The organism is Achromobacter sp. ACM04, assembly GCF_014851465.1.
Taxonomy (GTDB): domain Bacteria; phylum Pseudomonadota; class Gammaproteobacteria; order Burkholderiales; family Burkholderiaceae_B; genus Achromobacter; species Achromobacter aegrifaciens.
The window spans coordinates 611,212-632,868 of the sequence record NZ_JACUZS010000004.1 but is presented as its reverse complement, the minus strand read 5'-3'; the positions used below and the strand labels follow the sequence as shown (position 1 = coordinate 632,868).

Annotated in this window: 21 protein-coding genes; 11 read left to right on the top strand and 10 right to left on the bottom strand. The window is 65.9% G+C overall.

Going from position 1 to position 21,657, the window contains the following annotated elements; genetic code table 11:
• Window positions 1-316 precede the first annotated feature (316 nt).
• The 3 genes from IB259_RS24845 to IB259_RS24835 all read left to right on the top strand — a co-directional run bounded on the left by IB259_RS24845 (window position 317) and on the right by IB259_RS24835 (window position 1,739).
• The gene (locus tag IB259_RS24845; protein WP_042795957.1) at window positions 317-622 is read left to right on the top strand and encodes a DUF4148 domain-containing protein; all 306 of its coding nucleotides are present in this window, start codon (window positions 317-319) and stop codon (window positions 620-622) included.
• A gap of 84 nt (window positions 623-706) precedes the next feature.
• The gene (locus IB259_RS24840) at window positions 707-1,012 is read left to right on the top strand and encodes a DUF4148 domain-containing protein (protein ID WP_054457161.1); all 306 of its coding nucleotides are present in this window, start codon (window positions 707-709) and stop codon (window positions 1,010-1,012) included.
• Window positions 1,013-1,142: 130 nt separating this feature from the next.
• The gene (locus IB259_RS24835) at window positions 1,143-1,739 is read left to right on the top strand and encodes a TetR/AcrR family transcriptional regulator (RefSeq protein WP_054457159.1); all 597 of its coding nucleotides are present in this window, start codon (window positions 1,143-1,145) and stop codon (window positions 1,737-1,739) included.
• Between the two features lie 77 nt (window positions 1,740-1,816).
• Here IB259_RS24835 and IB259_RS24830 read toward each other — a convergent pair whose 3' ends face one another.
• The 3 genes from IB259_RS24830 to IB259_RS24820 all read right to left on the bottom strand — a co-directional run bounded on the left by IB259_RS24830 (window position 1,817) and on the right by IB259_RS24820 (window position 5,834).
• Window positions 1,817-2,677, bottom strand: a complete 861-nt coding sequence (locus IB259_RS24830) for a hypothetical protein (protein WP_054457305.1) — start codon at window positions 2,675-2,677, stop codon at window positions 1,817-1,819.
• A gap of 249 nt (window positions 2,678-2,926) precedes the next feature.
• Window positions 2,927-3,544 (bottom strand): TetR/AcrR family transcriptional regulator, encoded by a 618-nt coding sequence (locus tag IB259_RS24825; RefSeq protein WP_175181581.1) that lies wholly within the window; start codon window positions 3,542-3,544, stop codon window positions 2,927-2,929.
• 115 nt (window positions 3,545-3,659) lie between these two features.
• A complete protein-coding gene (locus IB259_RS24820; protein WP_119449716.1) occupies window positions 3,660-5,834 on the bottom strand; it encodes a malate synthase G in 2,175 nt (724 codons plus the stop codon).
• 237 nt (window positions 5,835-6,071) lie between these two features.
• On the opposite strand from IB259_RS24820, the gene glcC reads away from it, so the two are divergent.
• Window positions 6,072-6,836, top strand: a complete 765-nt coding sequence (gene glcC / locus IB259_RS24815) for a transcriptional regulator GlcC (protein ID WP_013396917.1) — start codon at window positions 6,072-6,074, stop codon at window positions 6,834-6,836.
• Window positions 6,837-6,882: 46 nt separating this feature from the next.
• On the opposite strand, the gene IB259_RS24810 is transcribed toward glcC, so the two are convergent.
• The 5 genes from IB259_RS24810 to IB259_RS24790 all read right to left on the bottom strand — a co-directional run bounded on the left by IB259_RS24810 (window position 6,883) and on the right by IB259_RS24790 (window position 11,795).
• Window positions 6,883-8,007 carry a saccharopine dehydrogenase family protein gene (locus tag IB259_RS24810; RefSeq protein ID WP_054457155.1) on the bottom strand — a complete coding sequence of 375 codons (1,125 nt, stop codon included), beginning with the start codon at window positions 8,005-8,007 and terminating at the stop codon, window positions 6,883-6,885.
• Between the two features lie 202 nt (window positions 8,008-8,209).
• Entirely contained in the window at window positions 8,210-8,602 is a 393-nt protein-coding gene (locus tag IB259_RS24805) for a DUF4148 domain-containing protein (RefSeq protein WP_082401215.1), read from the bottom strand.
• A gap of 307 nt (window positions 8,603-8,909) precedes the next feature.
• The gene (locus IB259_RS24800; protein WP_192330374.1) at window positions 8,910-9,314 is read right to left on the bottom strand and encodes a DUF1090 domain-containing protein; all 405 of its coding nucleotides are present in this window, start codon (window positions 9,312-9,314) and stop codon (window positions 8,910-8,912) included.
• Between the two features lie 137 nt (window positions 9,315-9,451).
• Window positions 9,452-10,378 carry a 4-hydroxybenzoate octaprenyltransferase gene (gene ubiA / locus IB259_RS24795; RefSeq protein ID WP_054457303.1) on the bottom strand — a complete coding sequence of 309 codons (927 nt, stop codon included), beginning with the start codon at window positions 10,376-10,378 and terminating at the stop codon, window positions 9,452-9,454.
• Window positions 10,379-10,595: 217 nt separating this feature from the next.
• Window positions 10,596-11,795, bottom strand: coding sequence for a PLP-dependent aminotransferase family protein (locus tag IB259_RS24790; protein ID WP_119451792.1), 1,200 nt, complete (start codon window positions 11,793-11,795; stop codon window positions 10,596-10,598).
• 179 nt (window positions 11,796-11,974) lie between these two features.
• Here IB259_RS24790 and IB259_RS24785 point away from each other — a divergent pair, with 179 nt between their 5' ends.
• From IB259_RS24785 to IB259_RS24760, 6 genes are all read left to right on the top strand, one after another.
• Window positions 11,975-12,460 (top strand): GAF domain-containing protein, encoded by a 486-nt coding sequence (locus IB259_RS24785; protein ID WP_119451789.1) that lies wholly within the window; start codon window positions 11,975-11,977, stop codon window positions 12,458-12,460.
• Between the two features lie 318 nt (window positions 12,461-12,778).
• Window positions 12,779-13,675: a 4-hydroxy-tetrahydrodipicolinate synthase gene (dapA, locus tag IB259_RS24780; protein WP_175181578.1), complete on the top strand. Its 897-nt coding sequence runs from the start codon at window positions 12,779-12,781 to the stop codon at window positions 13,673-13,675.
• A gap of 123 nt (window positions 13,676-13,798) precedes the next feature.
• Window positions 13,799-14,575, top strand: a complete 777-nt coding sequence (locus IB259_RS24775) for a sterol desaturase family protein (protein WP_054457145.1) — start codon at window positions 13,799-13,801, stop codon at window positions 14,573-14,575.
• Complete coding sequence (locus tag IB259_RS24770) at window positions 14,535-15,467, top strand: fatty acid desaturase (RefSeq protein ID WP_225596927.1); 933 nt, start codon at window positions 14,535-14,537, stop codon at window positions 15,465-15,467. Before IB259_RS24775 ends, IB259_RS24770 begins: the two co-directional genes overlap by 41 nt.
• A 33-nt stretch (window positions 15,468-15,500) precedes the next feature.
• Window positions 15,501-17,423 carry a StlD/DarB family beta-ketosynthase gene (locus IB259_RS24765; RefSeq protein WP_054457141.1) on the top strand — a complete coding sequence of 641 codons (1,923 nt, stop codon included), beginning with the start codon at window positions 15,501-15,503 and terminating at the stop codon, window positions 17,421-17,423.
• The gene (locus tag IB259_RS24760) at window positions 17,423-18,319 is read left to right on the top strand and encodes a hypothetical protein (protein WP_054457139.1); all 897 of its coding nucleotides are present in this window, start codon (window positions 17,423-17,425) and stop codon (window positions 18,317-18,319) included. The genes IB259_RS24765 and IB259_RS24760 overlap by 1 nt, the downstream gene beginning before the upstream one ends.
• A 4-nt stretch (window positions 18,320-18,323) precedes the next feature.
• Here IB259_RS24760 and IB259_RS24755 read toward each other — a convergent pair whose 3' ends face one another.
• Together IB259_RS24755 and IB259_RS24750 are read right to left on the bottom strand one after the other, a co-directional pair.
• Window positions 18,324-19,196: a MurR/RpiR family transcriptional regulator gene (locus IB259_RS24755; RefSeq protein WP_119451790.1), complete on the bottom strand. Its 873-nt coding sequence runs from the start codon at window positions 19,194-19,196 to the stop codon at window positions 18,324-18,326.
• A 26-nt stretch (window positions 19,197-19,222) separates the two neighbouring features.
• Entirely contained in the window at window positions 19,223-20,554 is a 1,332-nt protein-coding gene (locus tag IB259_RS24750) for an aspartate aminotransferase family protein (protein WP_192330370.1), read from the bottom strand.
• Window positions 20,555-20,675: 121 nt separating this feature from the next.
• Between IB259_RS24750 and IB259_RS24745 the strand changes: the two genes are divergently transcribed.
• Window positions 20,676-21,656, top strand: a complete 981-nt coding sequence (locus IB259_RS24745) for a tripartite tricarboxylate transporter substrate binding protein (protein WP_054457135.1) — start codon at window positions 20,676-20,678, stop codon at window positions 21,654-21,656.
• The last annotated feature ends 1 nt before the right edge of the window (window position 21,657 follow it).

The window sequence follows — 21,657 nt, the reverse complement described above, 5'->3', positions numbered from 1 at the left end:
CCTGATTTACCGGGTTTTTTGTTGCCCCTGGCGGTAGTGTGGGCCGACGCGTTCGAGAGGCCGACTCGCGGATGGGGCGCCATTCCGGCATAGGTGAGGCGAAGTCCTGGTGTTGCTGGAATTATTTTGTTTCACAAAACCCCCTTGCGCTATCTACCTAGTAGTAGATAAGATTCATCCATCGACGCAGCAAACCAAACACCCGCCGACGTCGAAACCAGAAATACAGTAGGACCGCTTTTTTATTTCCCTTCTTGTCTACCTATAAGTAGATAGTTTTTTGAACCGCTACGCAATCGTTATCTGGAGATCAACCATGAAGACCCTCGTATCCGCCCTGATCCTGTCCGCTTCCTTCATTGGCGCCGCCCAAGCCGGCGAGCTGGACTATCCGCCTGCCCTGAACACCGAAAGCACGGTGACCCGCGCCCAAGTGCAGCAAGAGCTGGCCCAGGCCCGCGCCAATGGCGAACTGGTGTCTGGCGAAGAAGGCTACGCCGCCACGATCTTTGCCGCCTCTGGCGACAAGAGCCGCGCCCAGGTCCAGAAGGAACTGGCCGCCGCCCGCGCCCAAGGCCTGACCGACAGCGCCGAACTGGCTTACCCGCCCGTGCAAGGCTGAGTTTTTTTCCCTCGATGTCTATCTATAAGTAGATAGCTCCATCGAAACCCTGACGCAGCACCTGATCCTTACTGGAGATCAACCATGAAGACCCTCGTATCCGCCCTGATCCTGTCCGCTTCCTTCATCGGCGCCGCCCAAGCCGGCGAACTGGACTATCCGCCTCCCCTGAACACGGAAAGCACGGTGACCCGCGCCCAGGTGCAGCAGGAACTGGCCGAAGCGCGCGCCAATGGCGAGCTGGTGTCGGGCGAAGAAGGCTACGCCGCCACGATGTTTGCCTCGGCCGGCGACAAGAGCCGCAAGCAAGTGCAGCAGGAATTGGCCGCCGCCCGCGCGCATGGCCTGACCGACAGCGGTGAGCTGGACTACCCGCCCGTGCAAGGCTGAGCTTCATGCCGGTACATGCGGATCCCGGGGGGCGGGATGATTCCCGGCCGGGGTCCGCAAGGGTTTTGGAGCAGTGGCAACGCTGCCGGAACCGATGACGAATCAACCTATTAGTAGGTAATATTCAGCCATGGACACTCCTACTTCCAACACCACTCGCGAACAGCTTCTGGCCCATGCCGAGAAGCTGATCCGCACGCGCGGATGCAACGGCTTCAGCTACCGCGACCTGGCTGAGCATGTGGGCGTAAAGACGTCCAGCATCCACTATTACTTTCCGGGCAAGGACGACTTGCTCTACGAGGCCGTCGAAGCCTACAGCGCGCGCGCGCTGGCCGCGATGCGCGGGATCGACACGTCGCTGCCGGCGCAAGCGCAGCTCGACCAATATCTGTCGATGATGGAATCGCGCGCCTGCGGGTCGGGCGAGCTCTGTCTGGCCGGCATGCTGGCGGCCGAGGTCAATTCGCTGCCCGAACGCGTGCGTGGCGCATTGCAAGGATTCTTCCGCGCGCACGAAGCCTGGTTGGCACGCGTGCTGGCCGAAGGCGCGGCGCAGGGCACGATGAAGTTCTCTGGCACGCCGGAGGCGGCTGGCCGCGCGGTGTTCGCCACGGTGCAAGGTTGCATATTGGTGGCGCGCCTGTTCCAACAGCCCGCGGCATTGTGCGAGGCCATCGGCGCGCTGTACGTGGAGTGCGACGGCAAGCACGGCGGCGCCGCCTGAGCGTTCCCGCTCCACGCAGCCCATCAACCACGGCCGCCATGCGCAAGCAGGCGGCCGTTGTGTTTTGCGCGGCGGGATCAGGCCGCGAGCAGCGCCCGCGCCATGTCGACGCTGGTGCGCGCCTGGATACCCAGGTCGCGCATGCGTTGCTGGAAGGTTGCCTGTGCGTCTTCGAAGCCCGCGACGGGGCTCATGCAGTCCGTCAGCAACACCAGGCGCGACAGGTCGCGGCCGGGCAGGTGCTCGGCCAGGTGTTCGACAGTGGCCTTGACGCAATGGCTGCCGGCCTGGCCGGCGATCAGGATGAGTTCGGCGCGGTCCAGCGAATCGAGCAGGCTGCGGTTGAGCTGGCTGCGCGGATCGTCGGCATCAGGGACTTCGGCCATCAGCGCGCTGTAGTGTTCGGTCCAGGGGTTCATACCCTTGGGCACCTTGCGCACGATGAACTGGCGCTCGTCTTCCCAGCGGCTGTAAGCCGCGCGCACGTCCGCATGCACGTTGTGGCCCCAGGTGCCGATTTCGCAATGCAGCGGCCACACCATCAGCGTGTAGCGGCCGCGCGCCTCGAGTTCGTCCAGGTACGACAGGGTACGCGGCAGGTCGTCGTCGTGGCGCGGCCGGAAATCGCCCGCGCGCAGCTGTGCCGCCGTGATCTGCGTGTACGGCGCCACGGGCTGGCCGTCGCCGGTGGACCAGAAGGTCGGATGGGCGATGTCCAGGCGATGGTGCGAATCCAGCGTCACCGTGATCGAGGTAAGCGCGGGCGCGGTCGTGTCGATGAAGTGCGCGAGCCGCTGCATGTCGGCGTGGGCGCCGGCCACAGGCAGGGCGGGCGCGTGCGCGGCGCCCGTCACGGGATCCGTGGGCAGGTACGACTCGGGCAGGTCGCAGAAGTCATTCTGCGGATCGATGATCAGTAGATGATTGGAGCGCGGCATGACGACGTTCGGGACAGGCGAACTCGAAATATAGAACGGGATGGCCATGTCTTTCTAGAAAAGTACCAGATGCTCGGCGCGGTCTGGTAACTGCTTGAGCAGCTCGCGCCACTGCAGCCAGACGCTGCCCCCGGCTGAAACGGCGATCACTGCGATAACGATCCACATGTCAGGCTCCTGGAAAATTTCGCACGGCCGTGCGAAATTAAAGTAAAGAATTGCCGGCACGGGCCGGCGCTGGAAATACGGCTACTCGAGGTACTTGAAACTGCGGTAGGTGGAAATCAATCGTTCATAGGCCGCCCGCACGCGCTGGGGAGCCTTGGGATCCCGCAGGAAGCGGGCATCGTGCATCAGCCCGATCATCAAGCTGTAGACCTCGAATACGAGCTGCTCGGGATCCGTGTCCGGCCTGACGTGGCCGGCTTCGAGCGCCTGGTTGACCGTGCGCAGCATGGCGCTGCGCCAGCGCCGTAGATTGCCCTCCAGCACCGAGCGCAGCGGGGATTCCACGTCGTCGTATTCGAAGGCGCCGGCCACGTAGATGCAGCCCGTCAGCGTTTCGACATTGCTGGCGCGCTCGATCCAGAGCGAGACCAGGGCGTTGAGCCGCGGCAGGCCGCGGGGATGGGCCAGGGCCGGGGTGAACACGGCTTCAAGGAAGCGCCGGTCGTATTCGTCCAGCACCGCCTGCTGCAGGGCTTCCAGCGAGCCCACGCGCGAGAACACGCCGCTCTTGCTGATGCCCAGGCGCTTGGCCACCTGGCCGAGCGACAGGCTCTCCATGCCTTGCGCCGCGGCCATGTCCAGGGCCGCGTCCACAATGGCCGCGAAGGTCAGCTCGCTTTTCTCGGTTTTGGCAGTCATGCGGCAAATTTAGCACGACCGTGCGAAATTGACCTGGCTTTTTTCAGGGTCGCGCCCCGAAAAAAAACCGGACAGCCAGGCTGTCCGGTCTTGTTGCGGCAAAAGCGCGCCGGGATCAGGCCTGGTTGGCCTTGAACTCCAGGCGGTACTTGTGCAGCAGCGGCTCGGTGTAGCCGTTGGGCTGGGTCAGGCCTTCGAACACCAGCGCGCAGGCAGCCTTGAATGCCAGCGAGGTGTCGAAGTTGCCGGCCATCGGGCGGTAGAGCGTATCGCCCGCGTTTTGGCCGTCGACCACCTTGGCCATGCGCTTGAAGGTTTCCATGACCTGCTCGCGGTTGGTCACGCCGTGGCGCAGCCAGTTGGCGATGTGCTGGCTGGAGATGCGCAGCGTGGCGCGGTCTTCCATCAGGCCGACGTTGTGGATGTCCGGCACCTTGGAGCAGCCCACGCCCTGGTCGATCCAGCGCACCACGTAGCCCAGGATGCCCTGCACGTTGTTGTCGAGCTCCTGCTGGATGTCCTGCGCGGACCACTTGGACGGATCGCCGACCGGCACCGTCAGCAGGCCGCCCAGCAGGTCATCGCGCACGCTGTCGAGCTTGGTGCGTTCCAGCTCCTGCTGCACCGCCTGCACGTCGATCTGGTGGTAGTGCAACGCGTGCAGCGTGGCTGCGGTGGGCGAAGGCACCCAGGCGGTGTTGGCGCCGGCCTTGGGATGGGCGATCTTCTGTTCCAGCATGGCGGCCATCAGGTCCGGCATGGCCCACATGCCCTTGCCGATCTGGGCGCGGCCGCGCAGGCCGGCATCCAGGCCGACCAGCACGTTGTTGCGCTCGTAGGCGGTGATCCAGGCGGTGGACTTCATGTCGCCCTTGCGCAGCATCGGGCCGGCTTCCATGCTGGAGTGCATTTCGTCGCCGGTGCGGTCCAGGAAGCCGGTGTTGATGAAGGCCACGCGCGCGGCGGCGGCCTCGATGCACGCCTTGAGGTTGATGCTGGTGCGGCGCTCTTCGTCCATGATGCCCATTTTCAGGGTGTTGCGCGGCAGCTTGAGCAGGTCTTCGACGCGGTCGAACAGTTCGCTGGCGAAGGCGGCTTCGACGGGGCCGTGCATCTTCGGCTTCACGATGTAGACGGAACCGGTGCGCGAATTCAGCTTGTGCTTGCGGTCCTGCAGCGCGGCCAGGCTGGTGACCACGGCGTCCAGGATGCCTTCGGGGATTTCGCGGCCCTCGCGGTCCAGGATGGCCGGGTTGGTCATCAGGTGGCCGACGTTGCGCACGAACATGAGCGAACGGCCATGCAGGGTCAGCGGCGAACCGTCGGGACGCGTGTAGTCGCGGTCGGCGTTGAGCTTGCGGGTGAAGGTCTTGCCGCCCTTGGTGACCTCTTCGGTCAGGTCGCCCTTCATCAGGCCGAGCCAGTTGCGGTAGATATGGACCTTGTCCTCGGCATCCACGGCGGCGACGGAATCCTCGCAGTCCATGATGGTGGTGAGCGCGGCTTCCACCAGCACGTCCTTGACGCCTGCGGCGTCGGTGGCGCCGATGCTGTGGCTGCGGTCGATCTGGATTTCGAAGTGCAGGCCGTTGTTCTTGAGCAGGATGGCCGTAGGCGCGGAGGCCTCGCCCTGGTAGCCGGCCAATTGCGCGGGATTCTTCAGGCCGGTCGAGCCGTTGGCCAGCGCCACGCGCAGTTGACCGCTTTCCACGGTGTAGCCGCGGGCGTCGGCATGCGAGCCCTGGGCCAGCGGGGCGGCGGTGTCCAGGAAGGCGCGGGCGCGGGCGATGACGGCGGCGCCGCGTTCCGGGTTGTAGCCGCGGCCCGTGTCGCCGGGCGTGGCGGGGATGGCGTCGGTGCCGTAGAGCGCGTCGTACAGGCTGCCCCAGCGCGCGTTGGCGGCGTTCAGCGCGTAGCGCGAGTTGGACATGGGCACGACCAGCTGCGGGCCGGCCTGCTGCGAAATCTCGGTGTCGACGTTGTCGGTGGTGGCGCGCACACTGGCCGGCTGCGGCAGCAGGTAGCCGATGCCTTCCAGGAATTTGCGGTAGGCGGCCGGATCGGCGATGGGGCCGGGGTGGGCGCGGTGCCATGCGTCGAGCTCGGCCTGCAGGCGGTCGCGTTCGGCCAGCAACGCGCGGTTCTTCGGAGCCAGGTCGTCCACCAGGGCCGCGAAGCCTTGCCAGAAGCCTTCGGCATCCAGGCCGGTGCCGGGCAGGGCTTCCTGTTCGATGAATTGATTGAGATTGGCCGCCACTTGCAGGCCGTGATGCTGGATGCGTTGAGTCATGCGGTTCTCTAGCGGTAAGGGACTGGCCGACGCCGCGCGCCGGGCGTATCTGGTCTCGACATCATCGTTCGCGCCTGCCGCAATGTCCATATCAAAACCCACTGGTCATACCAGTTTGTGCACTGCCGTATGGGCAAAGTCGTAATTTTTATGGTTTTATATCAGCTACTTACGGGGGTGTTATGCAAGAGGTCCGATCGGGGATGCGCTTGGTCATACCACTGGTGCGGAGAGTGCATGTACGCGGAAACTGAAGAAAAGCCTCGCCAGGTGGCGGACGAGGTCGCCGAACGGATCGAACGCCTGATCCTGGACGGCGTGCTGAAGGCCGGCCAGGCGCTGCCTTCCGAACGGCGTCTGACCGAGAAGCTGGGCGTGTCGCGCACGGCCCTACGCGAAGGGCTCAAGCTCTTGCGTGCGCGCGAGATCATCCACACCGCGCAAGGCAAGGGTTCGTATGTGGCGCACATATCCAAGGTGGATGCCGGTCCGCTGATGCACCTGTTCAATTCGCAGCCGCGCACGCTCTACGACCTGCTGGAAGTGCGTTCGCTGCTGGAAGCCGAGTCTGCCCGGCTGGCGGCCATACGCGGCACCGAGGCGGACTTCATCATGATCCGCCGCCGTTATGACGAAATGGTGGCGGCGCAGGGCACGGCCACCGACACGGCGACGCACGCGCATCTGGACCATGCTTTTCACCTGGCCATCTGCGAGGCTTCGCACAATCCGGTGCTGGTGCATACGTTGCAATCGCTGACGGACTTGCTGCTGGGCTCGGTCTTCGCCTGCGTCAACAACCTGTACCACCGCCAACCCGAGAAGCGCCAGATCGACCGGCAGCACACGCGGCTGTTCAACGCCGTGACGGCGCGCCAGCCGGAGCAGGCGCGCAAGGCGGCCGCGGACCACGTGGACAGCGTGCGCCAGAGCCTGGCCGATATCGAGCAGGAAGAGCAGCGCCTGGTGCGCGCGACGCTGCGGCTGGAAGGCTGGAGCTAGCGTCCTGCGCTCTCGCGGGGCAGGACGCATGAGGGCGCGTCGTGGTTCAGCGGTCGGCCATGGCGCCGCTGCCCGCCAGCGCCAGCGGCTTGCCCGCGTACACGCGGCCAAAGCGGTTGTTGATGAACGCGTCCAGATCGATGGCTTCCTGCCCGACGAACCCGCGTTGCGGCAATGCGCCCTGCGCCACCAGATCCAGCGCGGCGCAGATGCCGGCGGCGGTGGACAGCTGGATCGCGCTCAGGCGATGGCCGTCGACGTCCGCGCCGAAGATGCGGATGGGGTAGGACTCCTCTTCCAGCCGGCCATGGCGGCGGCCCGATGCCGAAGCCTGGATCACGATCACGTCCTGTTCGGTCGTGGGAATGGCGGCTTCGAAAATTTCCTTGAGCAGGTCGCGGCGGTCCCGCAAGCGCAAGTCGTTGAGCAGCAATTTCATGATGCTGCAGTGGCCCGGGTAGCGCACCGATTTGTAGTCCACGTTGCGGGCGCGGCCGCGCAAGGTGGCGGGCAGGGTGCCCAGTCCGCCGGACGTGTTGAAGGCTTCGTACTCCACGCCGTCCAGCGCGAAGGTCTCGTAGCCTTCCAGCGCGGGCACGCTGGTCAGTTGGCCGTCGACGATGGCCTCGCAGGGATTGCAGTACTCGTTGATCAGTCCCTCGGTGCTCCAGGTCAGGTTGTAGCGCAGGCTGTTGGAGGGATAGCGCGGCAGGGCGCCCACGCGCATGCGCAGATCCAGCAGGGTATCGAAGCGGCGCGCCAGCGCGTTGCCGACCACGCCGATGAAACCCGGGGCCAGGCCGCATTGCGGCATCAGCACGCTGCGGGCGTCTTCCGCCAGCGCCTGGATGGCGTGCGTGCTGGCCACGTCTTCGGTCAGGTCGAAGTAGTGCACCCCCGCCTTGGCGCACAGGCCGGCCACCGCGGCGGCGCGGTGAAAGGGCAGCGCGTTGATGACCGCGTAACGCCCCTCGATGCATTGCGCCACGGAGTCGTCGCCGGAAATCTGACGGGTTTCACAACCCAGTTCGGCCACGATGCGCAGCCGTTCGGGATCCTGGTCGGCTACCAGTACCGAATAGCCGCCGCTGCGTTCCAGCATCAGGGCAATGGCGAAACCGATTTTTCCGGCGCCCAGAAGTACGACGGGCCGGGGAGAGGCGGTGGTCATGGTGCGGCTCCTGCATGGATGGGGGAGAGGGTGAGCTCATCCTATGCGCGGTCGCTGTCGATGTGTAGAGACTAAATAGTCGAATCGGCCATAGGTAACGTCAATTCGACTTAATTAAATATCGAAACGTCAAAAACAAAGCCCTCCGGTTTGGGGCCGGAGGGCTTTGGGGCGCTGCCTGGCCGGGGAGGCCAGGGGGGGATCAGCTGCCCAGGGGCGGGTAGTCCAGGTTGCCGAAGGTGACCAGGCCTTCCGACTTGGCCTGGGCCAGTTCGGTGCGGACTTCGGCGCGGGTCAGCGAGGTGGCTTGTTCAGCCGCGGCGACGGGCGGGTAGTCCAGGTTGCCGAAGGTCACTTCACCGGCGTTCTTGGCTTGTTGCAGTTCAGCTTGCACTTGCTGCGAGGTCAGGGTCGACTTCGGGGCGATGGCGGCGGGGTAGCCTTCTTCGCCGAAGGTGTATTGGCCCGAGGCCTTGGCTTGTTGCAGTTCGGCTTGGACCTGAGCGCGGGTCGGGCCCTGATCAGCCTCGGCGGCTTGGGCGCCGGCAGCCAGAACGGACATGGACAGCATCAAAGCGGTAGCAAGGGTTTTCATAGCAGACCTCCAATGTCTTGAGCTTGGGAGCCGAACCGCTGGCCTGATTGCCTGGGGTTCGCTTGCTGTGTCCCGATGAGATGCATTCTGGGCGCAAATCATCTCCGGATAAACCCTGATTCTCTGAAAACATCTTTCCAAAAAGAAGACTAATAGGTTTCCATTTCACCAAATGGCACCATGGGTGGTGGAATTTCCATTTGATGACACCATAGGAGGTAGTCCACCCGGTAGGGCGGAGGTCTGGCGGCGGGGGGAGTGGGGGGCGCAGCCCCGGAAAAGCCCGGGACCGGCAAGGAGGAGGGAATCAGCGGTTCAGTTCGACCAGCGCGGCGTTGTATTCCGCCTGGGCTTCGTCCAGTTTGCGCTGGGCTTTGTCGATCTTGTCCTGCTTGCCCTTGGCGCGGGCCTGCTTGAGCTCGCTTTCGCGCTCGGCGACCTTGTTCTGCTTCTCGCGCACGTCGGCTTCGCGCTGGGATTGCAGGCGGCTGTCGGTGCAATTCGCTTTGGCTTCGGCCAGGGCCTTGCGCAGGCCGGCTTCGCGGCGGGTATTGTTCTGCGCCTTGGCAGCGGCGATGGCGTTTTCGATTTCGCAGAACTTGGCGGCGCAGCCGCGCTGGGCCGAGCAATCGCTGGCGGCCTGGGCCGGAATGGCCACGAAGGCGGCGGCTGCGGCGGCCGTCAAGGCCAGGGATTTGAGCAATGAGGGCATGCGTGGTCTCCGTAATGCGTTGCGGAGGTTCCATCATGGGCCTTGCGCGCGATGCTCGCAATGCGCGGCATCAACGCAGCCTCAGCGCGGCGCGGACCCCGCCGATCGACCGGGTTCGTTGCCGCGCCGGCAGGACGTCAGCGAATCAGCGTGCCGGCCAGTGCGGCGGCGACCAGCAGCGCGCCCAGCCAGAGGTTGGCGCGGAACAGCATGAAGTTGCGGTCGGGGCGCTGGATGTCGAAGACCTTCAACTGCCACGCCAGGTGCACGGCCACCGCCACCATGCCGACCTGATAGGCCCACGACAGGCCGATGGCGTAGCCGCCCCAGGCCCACAGCACGATGGTGGCCAGATAGAAGCCGCCGATCCAGAGCTTGCCCTGGTCGCCAAAGCGCATGGCGGTGGAATGCAGGCCCAGGCTGCGGTCGTCGCGCACGTCCACGTAGGCGTAGATGCTGTCGTAGCCCACCTGCCACAGCACGGCGCCCGCCCACATGGCGATGGCGGCCAGCGGCACGTGGTTCTGCGTGTCCGACCAGGCCATCAGCATGCCCCAGTTGAAGCAGATGCCCAGCACCACTTGCGGCCAGTAGGTGACACGCTTGCACAGCGGGTAGATGAAGACGAAAGGCAGCACGGCCACGGCCAGCCAGCGGCTCATTTCGTTCAGGAAGAACAGCAGCGACCCGCAGACCAGCAATTGCCCGAGCAGGAACCAGACCGCGTTCTTCATCGTCAGCTGGCCGCTGGTCAGAGGGCGGAAACGCGTGCGCTCGACGTGCTTGTCGAAGTTGCGGTCGCACATGTCGTTGACGGTGCAGCCGATGCCGCGCATCAGCAGGGCGCCCAGCGAAAACACGATCAGCCGCTGCAGGTCCGGCAGGCCGCCCGCGGCCTGGATCAGCGCCGCAATGGCCGGCAGCAGGGTCAGCCAGGTGCCGATCGGGCGGTCCAGGCGGCACAGGCGGGCATAGGGCCGCCAGGACTTGGGCAGCCAGCGTTCGACCCAGTCGGTGAAAACGATGTCACTGAGGTCGACGGGAGATTGTTGGGGGGCGCTCACTGTCACGGCGAAACGGAATGGGAAAACCAAGAGCATAAAACAACGGCGGCCGGACATCGCGCCCGGCCGCCGTTCATGTCCTACCCCCCCTTCGAGGCACCCGCGTCATATCGTCACTGTCGTGGCGAAAGCGGGGCCGCACGGATCCGGGCTCCGCCGGTCCGTAGCGGCGCCCCCCTGGGGGGGAAGCGCCACAGGCGCTTCGGGGGGGGACCTACTACACCTCGGCTTTTAGCAGCTTGCCGAGGATGGCGATGCCGCGGCGGATCTTGTCTTCCGGCACGGTGGCAAAGCTCAGGCGCAGCGTGTTGGTCTTGCCGGCGCCGCAATAGAACGGCGCGCCGGGCACGAACGCCACGTTCTGCGCGATGGCCTTTTCCAGCAGCTTGGTGCTGTCGATGTGCTCGGGCAACGTCAGCCAGATGAACATGCCGCCTTCCGGCTTGGTCCAGGTGACGGTGTCCGGGAATTCCTGCTTGATGGCATCCAGCATGCAGCTGCCCTGGGCGCGGTAGATCTCGCGGACGTTGGGCAGGTGCTCTTCCAGGAAGCCTTCCTTGACGATCTCGTACACGGCCATCTGCGTCAGCGTGGGCGTGTGCAGGTCGGTGGCCTGCTTGGCTTGCACCAGCTTGTTGATGAGCGGGCGCGCGGCAGCGATGTAGCCCAGGCGCAGGCCGGGAGCCAGCACCTTGGAGAACGTGCCCAGGCGCACGACGTTGGCGCCGTACTCGGCGGCCAGCGCGATCAGGCCCGGCTGCGGTTCGCCTGCGTAGCGCAGTTCGCCGTAGGGATCGTCCTCGACGATGGTCAGGTTCAGTTCCGCGGCGCGTTTGACCAGCGCGATGCGGCGTTCCAGGCTCAGCGTGCGGCCGGTGGGGTTCTGGAAGTTGGGCAGGGCGTACAGGAAGCGGGCGCCTTCGGCCAGTTCAGGCGTGATGGCTTCGGGGATCAGGCCGCCTTCGTCGGTGGGCACCGGCACGAAGTTGGGCTGGTACAGGCTGAACGATTGCAGCGCGCCCAGGTAGCTGGGGTCTTCGACCAGCACCTTGCTGTCCTTGTCGATCAGCACCTTGCCCAGCAGGTCCAGCGCTTGCTGCGAACCCGACACGATCAGGATCTGGTCTGCGGCGACGCTGGCGCCGGCCTTGTTCAGGTCGTCAGCAACCCATTGGCGCAGCGGCGCAAAACCTTCGGTGGGGCCGTACTGCAGCGCGGCGCGACCGTTGGTGGACAGTACCTTGTCGAATGCCGCGCGAACTACCTCTACCGGGAAGCCGCCGGGCGCCGGCAGGCCGCCAGCGAACGAGATGACTTCGGGGCGCTCGGTTACCTTGAGGATTTCGCGGATGGCGGAGCTGGTGAGTTGCTGGGCGCGTTCCGAAAAGGAAAACGCAGGTTCGAGAGGCTTGTCCATGGAGTGCTTCTTGATCAAGAAGGGTAGGAAAATACGGGCGGTTGATCCCTTGGGGTGGCCCGGCGGAAAAAACATTCGGCAAAAAACTATTGTCCCACACGGCAGCGGCCCGGCCCCCTTAATGGCGCCAAGCCCTAAAATCACCTGCATCGATAACCGCCTGTACAGTTACATTTCCCATGTTCGAAGCCGCTCCCATCGTCGCCGATTCCAAGGCCGCCCTGTATGCCGGACTGGTCGCCCAGGCCCGCGCCCTGCTCGAAGGCGAGCATGACCGCATCGCCAATGCCGCCAACCTGAGCGCGCTGGCCTATCAGGCCCTGCCTGACCTGAACTGGGCGGGCTTCTATTTCTACGACGGCACGGAACTGGTGCTGGGCCCCTTCCAGGGCAAGCCGGCTTGCGTGCGCATCCCGCTGAACCGCGGCGTGTGCGGCGCGGCCGCCAGCCAGCGCCAGACCCAACTGGTGCCCGACGTGCATGCTTTTCCCGGCCACATCGCCTGCGATGCGGCCTCGCGTTCCGAGATCGTGGTGCCGCTGGTGCACCAGGGCCAGTTGATCGGCGTGTGGGACGTGGACAGCCCCGTGCCCGACCGCTTTGACGAAGACGACCGCCAGGGCATGGAAGCCCTGTGCGCGGTGTTCCTGGCCAGCCTGGGCTGAGACGCGGCGTTGACAGCGTTGCGGGCTCCCGGTAGATTCCCGCATCTGCGCTTGCAGACCACTGCATTCAATCCATACATGATTCATCAGGCCAACCAATCCGCTTTCCCGTTCCGCGCCCAGGGCGTGGTGCTGGTTTGCGCCGGCCTGAAATCCAAAAAACAGCCGCTCATCTGACCGGAGCATGCTGTTCCGTCAGATGGGCGACGGAACAGCGGCCTCCTGGCGGCGCTTGGCGCCGTCCGCGCATCCCCTGACATCCCGAGCACTTCTGTACGGTCCCCAACCACGGTCCGCTTACACCGAAGGAGTGTTCTCATGCAATCTCATCATCAATCTCCGATCCAGGGCGTCTGGGTGCCGCTGGTCACGCCGTTTGCCGGCGGCGCCGTGGATGGCGGGGCCTTGCGCCGCCTGGTGCGCCACTATGCCGCCGCGGGCGTGGACGGGCTGGTCGTGTGCGGCAGCACCGGCGAGGCCGCGGCGCTGGATGACGCCGAGCAACTGGCGGTGCTGGACGCCGTGCTGACCGAAGCGGGCCGGCTGCCCGTCATCATGGGCCTGGCGGGCAACCACCACGGACACGTGATGCAGCGCCTGGCCGCCTTCGGCACGCGTCCGCTGGCCGGCATCCTGGCGCCCGCGCCGTATTACGTGCGGCCCGGCCAGGAAGGCGCCGCCGCCTATTTCCGCTGCCTGGCCGATGCCTCGCGCTTCCCCCTGGTGCTCTACGACATTCCCTACCGCACAGGTACGACCCTGGACACGGCGACGCTGCTGGCGCTGGCGGCGCATCCCAACATCGCGGCGATCAAGGACTGCGGCGGTTCGCTGGAAAAGACCATCGCGCTGATCGCCGACGGCAACATGCACGTGCTGGCAGGCGAGGACCTGCAGGCGCTGTCCGTGATGAGCCTGGGGGGTTCGGGCATGATCGCGGCCGCCGCGCATATCCGCCCCGATCTGTTCGTGGCCATGCATCAGGCGGTGAAGGCGCAGCAGCTGGACTTGGCCAGGAAGCTGTTCCACGCGCTGGTCCCCATCATCCAGCTGACGTTCGCCGAGCCCAATCCCGGCCCCCTGAAGGCGCAGCTGGGACGGCAGGGCCTGCTGAGCGAGGAGCTGCGCATGCCCATGCCGTCCGCCAGCGCGGGCTTGGCCGCGCGCATGGACGCCGCCGTGGCGGGGCTGAACCGGCAATATCCCTGCCAGTAGCCCGAACTTGGTGAGCAGTCCGCCAGCTTTGTGGCCTTCGGATTCATTTTGTAATAAATGTCCTACCGGGAAGCTGACGGATTGCTTATCATGCGCCCATTCTTCGGGTGAAACAGAACGTTCATGGCCCAAGCTTTTGTAGCCTTGTCCGCCTGGCAAGTCATGCTGGCGGGCCTGCTTTTCTTCGGCGGCATCTATCTGGTCTTCGGTGCGGCCACCTGGCTGCTGACGCACCACATCCTGCCGGCGCTGGGCATCGGACGCCCGCTGGATCCGCGTCCGTTGGCGCCGGGGCAACTGCGGCGCGAGTTCGCGCAATCCGGCCTGTCCATCCTGCTGTTCGGCACCGGCATGATTTTTCCGTGGGGCCTGTTGCAGCTGGGCTGGGCGCACCTGGATCCGGATGCCAGCTGGCAAAAGATCACTGTCGAAATCCTGGTGCTGGTGGCCTGGAACGACGTGCATTTCTGGATCAACCACCGCCTGCTGCACACGAAGCTGCTGCGCCGCTTCCACCTGCCGCATCACCGTTCGGTCGTGACCACGCCGTTCTCGACCTATAGCTTTCATCCCATCGAGGCGCTGATGCTAGGCAACGTGATCATGCTGCCCATGGTGCTGCATGACTTCAGCTTCTGGTCGCTGGCGTCGGTGCCGCTGTTCAGCCTGTTCTTCAACTGCATCGGCCACGCCAACTACGACTTCTTCCCCAATGTGTCCTACGCGCATTGGTTTGCCGCCAGCCGCCGCCATCATCTGCACCACGCCTGCTACAACGGCAATTACGGCTTCCAGTTCACCTTCATGGACCGCCTGTTCCGCACCCGCCTGAAGGCCGAGGCGGCGCAGTCCCAGCTGAATGCTTTCCGGCAACGAGAATCGCTTGGCGGGCGCGCTTAAGCGGCAGCGCCGGCTGCCGTCGCTGCGCAACCGGCGCGACTGGCAAAGCCTGGCCTATCTGGGCGCATTGCCCGCGCTGGCGGCCTGGCAATGGGTGCACGGGTTCTGGTGGCCGCTGTACGGCCTGATGCTGTTCCTGACCCTGGGCGTGGGTGTCATCCACCACAACCACACGCATATCCGCATGTGGCGGGGGCGCTGGACCAACCGCGCCACCGATTTCTGGATCACGCTGCTGCAGGGCCATCCGACCTTCGTGTTCTACCCGGCGCACGTGGCCAATCACCACCGCTACAAGCACGGCGCGCGCGACGTGGCGCGCACCTACCGCTTCGGTGGCGACACCAACCATCTGTGGGGCTACCTGATCCATCCCTTGCAGGCCGGCTGGGTGCTGTACCCGCTGTTCTTCGCCTGGCTGGGCCGCCTGCGCCGCCACTGGCCGGGCGCCTGGCGCTATTGCATGGCGCAGTACGGCGTGTGGCTGGGCCTGTGGGGCGGACTGCTGGCCATGAATCCCATGAAGGCGCTGGTGTTCGTCATCGTGCCGCAGCTGCACGGCCTGCACTGGCTGCTGGCCACCAACTATCTGCAGCATGCCCATGCCGACGGCGGCCCCCGGGCCGTCGCGGGCCTGAACTATGCGCGCAATTTCGAAGGGCTGGTCAATCCGCTGCTCTTCAACATCGGCCTGCACACGGCGCACCACGAGCACCCGCGGGCGCACTGGTCCGAACTGGAGCGCCTGCATCGCGAGCAATACCGCAGCCGCGTGAATCCGGCCTTGAACGAGCCCGGCCTCACGCCCTACATGTTCCGCGTGTTCGTGCTGGGCGCCTTCCTGCCGCGCTTTCGCAGCCGTTCATGCATGGCGCCCGAGCACATCCGCTAGCGCCACACACCCTATATCCACCAGAGGCCTCTCATGCCCATCGCGTTTCATCGTGTCTATCTGGAAAGCGCCGGCTATTTCATGCCGGGCGAACCCGTGTCCAACGATGCCATGGACAGCTACATCGCGCCGCTGAACCGCATGTCCAGCCGCATCAAGAGCCGCATCCTGGCCGAGAACGGCATCAAGCAGCGCTACTACGCGATCGACCAGGAAGGCGCCACGGTGTTCAGCAACGCGCAACTGGCGGCCAACGCCATCCGCGATTGCCTGCGGCGCAACGACAGCGACCTGTCCGCCGTGTCGCTGCTGGCCAGCGGCTCGTCGGGCGGGGACGCGCTGATGCCGGGCTTCTCCAACATGATCCAGGGCGAGCTGGCCGCGCATCCGATGGAAACCCTGTCGGTGCACGGCATCTGCGCCGCGGGCGTATCGGCCATCCAGACGGCCGCGCAGGGTGTGGAGCTGGGCGGCCATGCCAGCGCCCTGGCCGTGGCCAGCGAGCTGCCGTCGCGGCTGTTCAAGCGTTCGCGCTTCGCGGCGCGCGGCTACGACGCCGACTTCGACGCGCATTTCCTGCGCTGGATGCTGTCCGACGGCGCGGGAGCGGTGCTGCTGGGCAATAGCGGCCGGCCCCTGCCGGGCGCTTCGCAGGGCGTGCGCCTGCGCTTGAAGTGGGTGCACCAGCGCTCGTTCTCGGGCGACTATCCGGTGTGCATGCAGCTGGGCCTGTCGGCCGACCGCGCTCGCGGCCATCTGGACTATCCGTCCTGGAACGAGGCCGAGGCCGACGGTGCGCTGTCGCTGCGCCAGGACATCCGCCTGCTGCCGCACCTGTTCGACATCGGCATCCATGAATACGCCAAGCTGGTGCGCGACGGCTGGGTGGATCCGGATCAGGTCGACCACTTCCTGTGCCACTACTCATCGGAGAAGTTCATTCCGGTGGTGGAAGACCTGATGGAGAAGGCCGGCCTGGTGATCCCGCGCGAGCGCTGGTTCAGCAACCTGGCGTGGCGCGGCAATACCGGCGCGGCGTCCATCCTGATCATGCTGGCGGAGTTCCTGGAAACGCGCGAAGTGAAACCGGGCGAGCAGATCTTCTGCTACATCCCGGAATCAGGCCGTTTCATGGCCGCCTACATGCTGCTGGAGGCCGAGGCCGTCCACGCCCCGCAAGTCGCCGCGGGCGCGCCGGCCGCGGCTGCGCCGCGCGAGGACGCGAACAGCGATGACGCTGCCGCCATCGCGCCGCCGCATGACCCGGACATGGCGCCCCAGGGCCTGGGCCAGCTGCTGACCGAATTGGCCGCAATCTGGCACGACTACCGCTCGCGCGTGTGGCGCACGCCGGTGGTGCGGCGCCTGCGCAACCGCCAATTCCAGACGGCCGACTACCTGAACTGGATGGAGAACTGGATTCCGCAGGTGCGCGAAGGCAGCAAGTGGATGCGCGAAGGCGCGGCCTCGCTGACGGAGCAATACGCGCCGCTTGCGGCGTTGATCGACACGCATGCGGGCGAAGAGCAGAACGACTTCCAGATCCTGTTCCAGGACTATCGCACCGCGGGCGGCGAGGTCGCCGACATTGACGCCCTGCGCCGCAATCCCGGCGGCGAAGCGCTCAACGCCTATCTGCACGGCCTGGCCGCCACGCGCGACCCCATCGGCCTGCTGGGCGCCATCTACATCATCGAAGGCACGGGCCAGCGCATCGTGCCGGCGCTGCTGCCGCTGCTCAAGGCCAGCCTGAAACTGCCGCCGGACGCCTTCCGCTTCCTGGAGTATCACGGTCACAACGACGAGCATCACCTGGCGCGCTGGCTGTCGGCGGTGGAACTGGCGCTGGATTGCGATGAGGACGGCCGCGCCGAGCAGCGCATCGTCGACACGGCGCGCCGCACGGCCGCGCTTTACCTGATGCAGTTCCACCACGTGATGGAAGGCGAGGCGTGATGAGCAAAGAACCCGAATTCCTCGCCAAGCCGCACGATCCCGCCGATCCCAGCCCCTGGCTTGCGCTCTACCTGGACCGCAGCACGCCCTTGCCGGACAAGGTGAAGAAGGCCTGGCTGACGGATTCCAGCTGCGCTTCGCGCCAATACCTGCTGCCGTTCCTGCGGCCGTTGGCGCGCGCCTTCATCATCCTGATCCAGGTCATCAAGACCTTCCTGCCGCGCCGCTGGTCGCATTCGAAGCTGCTGCACCGCATCCTGGCGTGGGGCTTGAAGCGCTTCGTGTCGCCGGAGGCCAACTGGCTGATCCTGCGCCACTTCCACCTGGGCGCGCAGATTCTGTCGTTCATCGCCGCCAACTCGCCGGTGCCGGTCACGACCACGCCGCTGGAGCCGCGCGATATCGATGACCTGAAGGACGAACTCTTCGTCAAGCATGACCTGAACCTGTTCAACTTCGTCATCCGCCTGAACCAGGCGCTGCGCGATGCGGGCGTGGAAATGCATGCGCCGCAGCGGGTCGATTTTTCGATGATCCGTGATCCCGATCTGCGGCTCGAAGACATGCCGCAGGGCAAGCTGAATTTCCTGGACCTGCAAAGCGCCATCGAGCTTTTCACGCCGCTATATCAGCTGATGCTGACCGACAATGACTTCTGGCGCGCGGCCAATTCGCTGCAGCTGGACGAGACCATCGGCATCTATGCGGCCAAGCTGCTGGGCGCGCCGCAGCACCTGATCCTGGTCAACAACAACCATCCGCTGGTGCCGATGTCGACCCTGCGCGCGGGCTACCGGCTGGTGCTGCACGGGCTGTCCACCGAGATGCTGCACAGCCTGCTGATGGAAATGAAAGAGGCGCAGCAAGGCGGGGAGCCGCCCGCGCCGATCGCCTGAGTCCTTACCGCTTTTCGGCGTATACGCCGAAGCGTTGCAGCTGGGCTTCGCTGTTGCCGATTTCGCGCAGGCTCTCCTCGCCGCTGTGCGCCACCAGCATGGCGGCCAGCGTCTGCGCGATGGACAGCGCAGGCACCACCGAGGGGAACAGCGAGGGCGTGTCGTTGGCCACCAGCAGCAGCGCCTTGGCGCCCGGGGCGATTGGCGACACTGCGCTGTCCGTGACCGCCACCACGCCGGCGCCGCGCTCACGCGCGAATTCCACGGCCGTGACTGCCGCCTGCGCATAAGGCGCCTGGCTGAAGGCGACCAGCGCGTCATCCGGTCCGATGCGACGCAACTCATCGGCCAAGGTGCCGCCGACGCCGCTGAGCAAGGTCACCTTGTCCAGGAACATGCCGCAGGCATAGCTGAAGTGATAGGCGGCTGGATACAGGCTGCGCAGACCGATGACATAGATGCGGCGCGCGCCCGCCAGCAGGCCATGCGCGGCCTTCAGCGCGGGCAGGGCGGCGGGACCCAGGCTGCTGCCCAGGTTGCGCACTTCGGCGTCGAGGATGTCGGCGACCAGTCCCGCGTCTGCGTCGTGCTGCGGACGCTTGCGCAGCGCGGTGGCGCGGCCCGCGAAGCTGGACCCGCCTTCGGCCAGCCAGTCGCGGTAGGGCTGGCGGAACGCTTCGTAGGTATCGAAACCCAGCTGCCGCGCCAGACGTAGCATGACGCCGGCCTGCACGCCGGCATGGCCGGCCGCGGCGCGCATCGACTCCAGGGCGATGTCCTTGGGATGATCGATCGCATAGCGGGCCGCCTGCCGCAGCTTGGGCGGCAGGGCGGAAAACTGGGCTTCGATCAGTTTGTCGATGGCGGCTTTATCCATCTGCGCTCCGGGTAAGGTGCCGCGTATTATGGCGCATCGTCCGCCAGCGCCAGGTCGATGGCGCTGGCCAGCGCGTCCACCGCGAAGGCCAGTTCATCGGCCGTGCTGAGGTAGGGCGGCGCCAGCAGCACGTGGTCGCCAAGCTTGCCGTCTATGGTGCCGCCGCCCGGATAGCACAGCAGGCCCAGTTCGCGCGCCTGCGTCTTGATGTGCGCATGCAGGCGGCGCTGCGGCGCGAACGCGCGCAGGCTGCCGGGATCCTCGGCCAGCTCCACGCTCCAGAACAGGCCCCGGCCGCGGATGTCGGCGACGTGCGGGTGTCGTTCCAGGCGCGCTGCCAGCATGGCGCCGAACTGCGCGCCCATGTCGGCGACGCGCGCCACCAGCTTGTCGCGCAGCACGATGCGCTGCACTGCCAGCGCCGCGGCGCAAGCCACCGGATGGCCGACGTAGGTGTAGCCGTGCTGGAACGAGCCAGAGCCCGCGTTGATGGCGCCGATGACGCTGTCGTGCGCCAGCACCGCGCCGATAGGCACATAACCGCCGCCCAGACCCTTGGCCAGCGTCAGCAGATCCGGCACCACGCCTTCCTGCTCGAAGGCGTGATAACTGCCGGTGCGGCCTAGCCCGCACATGACCTCGTCCAGGATCAAGAGCACGCCATGGCGGTCGCATACCTGGCGGATCTTGCGAAAGTAGCCCGGTACCGGCGCGACCGTTCCCGCAGTGGCGCCGACCACGGTTTCCGCGATGAAGGCGGATACCGTGGTCGGACCCAGCCGCAGGATCTCTGCGTCCAGTTCCGCCGCCAGGCGGTCGGTGTATTGCTCGTCGCTTTCCCCGGCTTCGCGGTAGTGCAGGGCAAAGCAGGGCGAGACGTGATGGCTTTCGATCAACACGGGCTGGTACAGCGCGCGGCGGCCTGCGTTGCCGCCCACCGACAAGGCCGCCAACGTGTTGCCGTGATAGCTCTGGCGCCGTGCGATGTAGCGGTAGCGCCCGGGCTCGCCGCGCTCGACGTGGTACTGGCGCGCCATCTTCAGGGCGGTCTCGACCGCTTCCGAACCGCCCGAAACGAAGTAGGCGTTGCCCAGGCCCGCCGGGCTGTTGGCCGCCAGGAGATCGGCCAGTTCTTCGGCGGCCGGGGTGGTGAAGAAGCTGGTGTGCGCGTATTCCAGCGCGTCGAGCTGCGCGACGGCCGCGGCGCGCACTTCGGGGTGAGCGTGTCCCAGGCACGAGACCGCCGCGCCGCCCGAGGCGTCGAAGTAGCGTCGGCCTTCCTGGTCGACGATGAAGCTGCCTTCGCCCTTGATGGCGATGGGCAGGGGGCTGGAGTTGCGATGGATGATGCGGCTCATGGCGTCGTGAGTGGTGTGGTTTGTCAAATAAAACACATGGTATATTTGTTGTAAAAATAAACCAAACGGTTTTATTGCCACGTAGGCCGTTGCATCGTCATCATTCGCTCAAGGGGGCGTCATGAAGTTTTCCCATCTGTTGCGTCGTTGGACTTTCGGGATTGCGGCGGCTGCCGCGTTGGGCGCGGCTGCTCCGGCCAGCGCCGCCTGGCCGGAGCAGCCGGTGCGCCTGGTGGTGCCGTTCGCCGCTGGCGGCACGACCGACTTGCTGGGCCGCCTGATGGCCGAAGGCCTGGGCGCGGAACTCGGCCAGTCCGTGGTGGTGGTCAACAAGGCCGGCGCGGGCGGCAGCCTGGGCGCGTCCGAGGTGGCGCATGCACAGCCGGACGGCTATACCTTGCTGCTGGGCACGCCCGGCACGCAGATCATCAACGCCTACGTCTACAAGAAGATCGGCTACGACCCGGCCAAGGACTTCGCGCCGGTTGCCTACGTGGCGCAGGTGCCCAACGTGGTGCTGACGCATCCCGGCTCTGGCCTGAAGAACATGGACGACCTGCTGCGTACCGCGCGCGCCGAGCCCGGCCGCCTGAACTGGGGATCGCCCGGCGTGGGCAGCTCGGGCCATCTGGCGCTGGAGATGATCAAGCGCATGGGCAAGGTGGACATCCGCCATGTGCCGTACAAGGGCGCCAGCCAGGCCAACAATGACCTGCTGGGGGGCCAGATCGACCTGTCGGCCGACAACCTGCCCACCGCCTTGCCGCTGATCAAGGCGGGCAAGCTGGTGGCGCTGGGCGTGACCTCGGCCCAACCAGTGGCCGCCGCGCCGGGCGTGGCCGCCATTGCGCAGTCCGTGCCGGGATTCGAACTGACCTCGTGGTTCGTGGTGATGGCGCCGGCCGGCACGCCGCAGCCCGTCATCGACAAACTGAACGCCGCCGCCCAGCGGGTGCTGGATGCGCCCGCCACGCGCGAACGGTTGGCCGCCTTGGCCGCGCAGCCCATGGGCGGCACGCCGCAAGCCTTGGCGCAGCATCTGCAGACGGAGCGCGAGAAGTACCGCGTCCTGATCGAAGGCACCGACATCCGTCCGGAATAAG

Excerpts from the sequence above, each read along its gene's own strand:
- IB259_RS24805 (WP_082401215.1), bottom strand. The coding sequence starts at position 8,602 with ATGAAAACCCTTGCTACCGCTTTGATGCTGTCCATGTCCGTTCTGGCT.
- IB259_RS24835 (WP_054457159.1), top strand. The coding sequence starts at position 1,143 with ATGGACACTCCTACTTCCAACACCACTCGCGAACAGCTTCTGGCCCAT.
- IB259_RS24750 (WP_192330370.1), bottom strand. The coding sequence starts at position 20,554 with ATGAGCCGCATCATCCATCGCAACTCCAGCCCCCTGCCCATCGCCATC.
- IB259_RS24775 (WP_054457145.1), top strand. The coding sequence starts at position 13,799 with ATGGCCCAAGCTTTTGTAGCCTTGTCCGCCTGGCAAGTCATGCTGGCG.
- IB259_RS24825 (WP_175181581.1), bottom strand. The coding sequence starts at position 3,544 with ATGACTGCCAAAACCGAGAAAAGCGAGCTGACCTTCGCGGCCATTGTG.
- glcC (WP_013396917.1), top strand. The coding sequence starts at position 6,072 with ATGTACGCGGAAACTGAAGAAAAGCCTCGCCAGGTGGCGGACGAGGTC.
- dapA (WP_175181578.1), top strand. The coding sequence starts at position 12,779 with ATGCAATCTCATCATCAATCTCCGATCCAGGGCGTCTGGGTGCCGCTG.
- IB259_RS24760 (WP_054457139.1), top strand. The coding sequence starts at position 17,423 with ATGAGCAAAGAACCCGAATTCCTCGCCAAGCCGCACGATCCCGCCGAT.
- IB259_RS24745 (WP_054457135.1), top strand. The coding sequence starts at position 20,676 with ATGAAGTTTTCCCATCTGTTGCGTCGTTGGACTTTCGGGATTGCGGCG.
- IB259_RS24755 (WP_119451790.1), bottom strand. The coding sequence starts at position 19,196 with ATGGATAAAGCCGCCATCGACAAACTGATCGAAGCCCAGTTTTCCGCC.
- IB259_RS24840 (WP_054457161.1), top strand. The coding sequence starts at position 707 with ATGAAGACCCTCGTATCCGCCCTGATCCTGTCCGCTTCCTTCATCGGC.
- IB259_RS24790 (WP_119451792.1), bottom strand. The coding sequence starts at position 11,795 with ATGGACAAGCCTCTCGAACCTGCGTTTTCCTTTTCGGAACGCGCCCAG.
- IB259_RS24765 (WP_054457141.1), top strand. The coding sequence starts at position 15,501 with ATGCCCATCGCGTTTCATCGTGTCTATCTGGAAAGCGCCGGCTATTTC.
- IB259_RS24810 (WP_054457155.1), bottom strand. The coding sequence starts at position 8,007 with ATGACCACCGCCTCTCCCCGGCCCGTCGTACTTCTGGGCGCCGGAAAA.
- IB259_RS24785 (WP_119451789.1), top strand. The coding sequence starts at position 11,975 with ATGTTCGAAGCCGCTCCCATCGTCGCCGATTCCAAGGCCGCCCTGTAT.
- IB259_RS24770 (WP_225596927.1), top strand. The coding sequence starts at position 14,535 with ATGCTTTCCGGCAACGAGAATCGCTTGGCGGGCGCGCTTAAGCGGCAG.
- IB259_RS24845 (WP_042795957.1), top strand. The coding sequence starts at position 317 with ATGAAGACCCTCGTATCCGCCCTGATCCTGTCCGCTTCCTTCATTGGC.
- IB259_RS24830 (WP_054457305.1), bottom strand. The coding sequence starts at position 2,677 with ATGCCGCGCTCCAATCATCTACTGATCATCGATCCGCAGAATGACTTC.
- IB259_RS24820 (WP_119449716.1), bottom strand. The coding sequence starts at position 5,834 with ATGACTCAACGCATCCAGCATCACGGCCTGCAAGTGGCGGCCAATCTC.
- IB259_RS24800 (WP_192330374.1), bottom strand. The coding sequence starts at position 9,314 with ATGCCCTCATTGCTCAAATCCCTGGCCTTGACGGCCGCCGCAGCCGCC.